This window comes from Pseudomonas sp. P5_B2 (assembly GCF_056400445.1).
Genome location: NZ_JBFULH010001354.1, coordinates 1 through 677, shown reverse-complemented (window position 1 = coordinate 677; position 677 = coordinate 1). Strand labels below are relative to the sequence as shown.

2 protein-coding genes are annotated in these 677 nt (G+C 47.6%); both read left to right on the top strand.

Features of this window, described 5'->3' with window-relative positions:
- A partial coding sequence (locus AC1DRJ_RS31190) for a hypothetical protein (protein ID WP_477805498.1) occupies positions 1-488 on the top strand: 488 nt, incomplete at its 5' end.
- A 6-nt stretch (positions 489-494) separates the two neighbouring features.
- The coding region (locus AC1DRJ_RS31185; RefSeq protein WP_477805497.1) for a hypothetical protein at positions 495-677 on the top strand (183 nt) is incomplete at its 3' end.

Sequence of the window (677 nt, the reverse complement as noted above, 5' to 3'; positions counted from 1 at the left end):
CGCCGAATCCGACGGGGTGGGTTGATCCGTTGGGGTTGAGCGGGAACTGCCCGCTACCGAACACTCCTGGGTGTGGGGCGCCGGATAATACGACTGGCGTTAGGGTTGATGAGGGAACGCCAACACTTCCAGAGCCCAGGGATAACTCAGCTCATAATGCGGCTCTTTTTGAGAGACAACGCGCGGGCTATGCAGCACAAGAAATAAATGCTGCTCAACCAGTAGGAAGCGCTCTGAAAGAAGATCCAATGCACAGAGCCCCTAGCTACGTTGTTGATCAGATACCTGCTCAGGGGAGGGTCTTTTCACTAAAGGGCGGTGATGGATCAAATAATACGCTCACACAGTTGGTAGGGGTGGTGAATAATAAAAGTGGTATTTATGAATGGATTGTAAATTTAAAGCTAGAGTTAACTCATCAGAGATTTATTCCGGATGGGAAAGTAACTGGAACACCAAATCAGACTCCATCCAGGCTGCCTAAGTAGATGCTAATGAAAAAACTATTACTCGATGGCCAATACATACACAACAAAACCCCGTGGCTAAACTGGGCTGAACTTCTCTATGGGTTTGAGCACGGATTTATAGATGAAAAAGGAGTTTCGGAATACGCATGCGAAGCCTTAACTACTGAATCCTCACAAGAAGCTATTGAGCTGGCCTCACTGCTACTT